The 2,882-nt window shown below is 59.4% G+C and carries 4 protein-coding genes and 1 pseudogene; 1 reads left to right on the top strand and 4 read right to left on the bottom strand.

From position 1 onward, the window contains the following. Nucleotides 1-89: transposase domain-containing protein (locus ACZBJS_RS42190; protein ID WP_463440295.1), on the top strand; the 89-nt coding region annotated here is incomplete at its 5' end. A 247-nt stretch (nucleotides 90-336) separates the two neighbouring features. Here the strand turns inward: ACZBJS_RS42190 and ACZBJS_RS42185 are convergent. The 4 genes and pseudogenes from ACZBJS_RS42185 to ACZBJS_RS42170 form a co-directional block, all read right to left on the bottom strand. Next, nucleotides 337-732: a transposase gene (locus tag ACZBJS_RS42185; protein WP_463440294.1), complete on the bottom strand. Its 396-nt coding sequence runs from the start codon at nucleotides 730-732 to the stop codon at nucleotides 337-339. Between the two features lie 322 nt (nucleotides 733-1,054). Further along, nucleotides 1,055-1,204 carry a group II intron maturase-specific domain-containing protein gene (locus ACZBJS_RS42180; protein WP_463440293.1) on the bottom strand — a complete coding sequence of 50 codons (150 nt, stop codon included), beginning with the start codon at nucleotides 1,202-1,204 and terminating at the stop codon, nucleotides 1,055-1,057. Nucleotides 1,205-1,582: 378 nt separating this feature from the next. After that, the gene (locus ACZBJS_RS42175) at nucleotides 1,583-1,882 is read right to left on the bottom strand and encodes an RNA-dependent RNA polymerase family protein (protein WP_463440292.1); all 300 of its coding nucleotides are present in this window, start codon (nucleotides 1,880-1,882) and stop codon (nucleotides 1,583-1,585) included. 671 nt (nucleotides 1,883-2,553) lie between these two features. After that, nucleotides 2,554-2,772, bottom strand: a pseudogene (locus ACZBJS_RS42170) (IS630 family transposase); the annotation flags it as partial. Between the last annotated feature and the right edge of the window lie 110 nt (nucleotides 2,773-2,882).

Raw genomic sequence — 2,882 nt, 5'->3', positions numbered from 1 at the left:
CTTGGCTCGCCCTGACACTTCGGCGTATCGCCAACGGCTGGCCGAGCAGCGAAATCGACGCGCTTATGCCATGGAACCACGCCGCTTGACGGCCTTAGCTTGCCGCTTACACTTGATCCCGGGCGTGGCGAGACGAAGAAAGGCCACTTCTGGGCGATCGCCTCCGACCATCATCGGCCATAACCGCCCAAGTCCGCCGATACTGTTTCGATGCTGCGACTAGCCGTTTCTTCTCATCTCGCGACCGCCGACGCCGCCGCTCGACCGATGTGATCACCTCTGCCCGCGAAATCGTCATCGCGCTTCTCCTAGGATTACCCCTAAAGCGTGATGGCGTTAAGTTCGATAGCCTGAGTTTTTGAGATAGTTTGCGCACTCCTCGGGGGTGAAGGCATCGAGTGCGTGGCCAATTGCGGCGCAGACCGCCTCGACGGTCTGCGCGGCAGCTTTGCGGAGCAAGTGCTTGAGCTTGGCAAAGACCTGTTCGATCGGGTTCAGGTCGGGCGAGTATTTTGGCAGGAAGAAGAGTTTTGGCGCCGACCGAACGGATGAGCTGGCGCAGTGCTTTGCTCCTGTGGCTGCCGAGGTTATCCAAGACGACGATATCGCCGGGGCGAAGGACGGCAGAAGAACCTTCTCGACATAGGTGCGGAAGCTCACGCCATCGATCGGCCCCTCGATGAACCATGGCCCATCGATCCGGTCGTGGCGCAGAGCCGCCAGGAAGATCATGGTCTTCCAACGCCCGTGGGGACCTTGGCGTGAAGTCTGCGCCCCCGCGCGGCGCCCATCCCCGCAAGGGTGCCATATCGGTCCTGATCCAGGGGTGAGTAGGCCGGGGGATTTTCACCCCGGCCTCTCGCAGAACGGTGCGCGAACCTCTCGGTTCACACCGCTCCCGTCAGGTGAACGTGGTCGTTCCGAACAACTGCCAGTGTACGAACAGCTCCGCATTATCCCGAGCCAGCTTTCGCAAGAACAACGAAGCACCGGTTTTGTGGAGCCGGAAGCGCTTGTACTTTCGCATGATCCAAGCCTTCAGCTTCTGATTGACTTAGTCGACCAGCGAGAACAGCGCTGAACGGCTGAACCGATCATAATAACCTATCCACCCCCGGAGGAGCGGATTGATCTGTTGGGCAATCTCAGCCAGCGTCCCCGGCGTTTGCCGGGGAATGTGCAAGCTTCGGATCGTTGCTCGCATGGCCTTCAAAGCTGTCGGACTGACCGCCGGGGTGTATCCACAAAAGAATTCCTTCCGCTGTGACGTTACCACCTGCCGCGGCCTGAACTAATATCCGAGAAAGTCAAACTTGACCCTCGGATACGTTCGCCGACGCCTGTTGTCCTTGCAATTAGACGATCTGCGTCTTTGTCAGTCCGCACACCTCCAACCTCGCTTGAAGCTCCGTCCTAATGGCCTCTGCTTCTCGCTCCGTCCGGCAGTGCACCAGTCCGTCGTCACCTTGCGGGGTCCCGCGGCTCCGCTCAACAAGCTTCCCGTCCTTTTCAATTGACGCCGTCAACCACCTTTCGATGTAGAGCAGCGCCCATTTGCATTGCACGTGTTTCCGGACCGCCTTCAGCAGAAGGTCATGCGGAAGAGTTTCAAACAGCCCTTTGATGTCGAACTCCAGAACCCAATCATATTCCAGCACCGCTGACGCGTGACGCCCACGGCGTCCAGAGCCGATTTTCCTGGCCTGTATCCGTAAGAGTCCTGCAGGAAGATGGATTCCATTTCCGGCTCAATCATCTGTTTGACCACCATCTGCGTGATCCGATCGCCGATAGTGGGCACACCTAAACTCCTTTCGCCGCCCGTCTTCTTTGGAATGGAGACGGCGCGCACCGGAGGTGGAAAGTAGGTCCCTGACGACATGCGATTCCAGATCTGTCTCGAACATCTCCAAGGTCTGTCCGTCCACCCCGGCCGCACCACGATTGGATTTGACCGCCTTGTACGCCTCGTACACTCGCCGCTTCTCTATCGAGAACGGCTTGTTTGTCGCACCGTTCGAAGTCATCCTGTTTCCAGTTGGTTCTAGAGTACGACGACCTGACCCGATCCCTTTGCTCCGACCCCATTACAGGGCCCTCAACGCTCCTACAGATCGGTCCGCCCCAGTCTCTTGCATCGGTACTCTCGCCTCACGGTTGTCGCCGCTTGCGCTTCTCCCTTGGCATCAAGAGCCTGGTTCCTGCAGTTCCGCGCGAAAGCCTGTGTCCAACTCACGCCCCTCTACGCCGGTCGCCGCCCGCCCGGTCGTCAGGCATCTGGCGGACTTGTCCCAGGATGAGGAGACGGTCCTGGTTTTGACGACGCTTGGATTCATAACGACGCGTCCTCGGAGGGTTCACTTTCGTTCGTCTTTCGGACACTCACCTGCTCGGTTTAATCTGAACTCTTGATCCGACGCTCACCACCACGGCTCTTTACCGCAGCAGCTCGGACTGGTTTGAGACCCACTCCTGAAAGCCAATCTCGGGGGCCAGCCCCCATCTTTCCCGCAGCTTCACCATCGGTCTTAGTTCATGTTGAACTCCTTGCGCCGTCTGCAGCACACTCTCGTCGATGAAAACCAGCCGCTCAGCTTCGACGCGACCTTGATACTTTGTCCACTGGGCTCGCCGCCGCGCGACCTCGGGTCGATCGCGCTCGCCAGCCGCCACGCTTTTTTTGAAGCTGCGCTTCTCGGCATGCGCGAAGTCCCATACCGAGTGGTAGTCGACCTTCAGGCCGCGACCGGCAAGCCCGGCAACGAGACCGCGCCGGGCGGCACGACCTCCAGGCGAAGCCGGTCAAGCGGACTTGGCGTATTGCTGATGGTCTTAGTGGCGACTTGGGTATAGCGCGCCGTGCTGGCCAGACTGGCATGGCC

Source organism: Bradyrhizobium sp. KZN70725, from assembly GCF_055264925.1.
The sequence above is the reverse complement of the archived record's forward strand: the minus strand, read 5'-3'. Positions and strand labels throughout refer to the sequence as shown.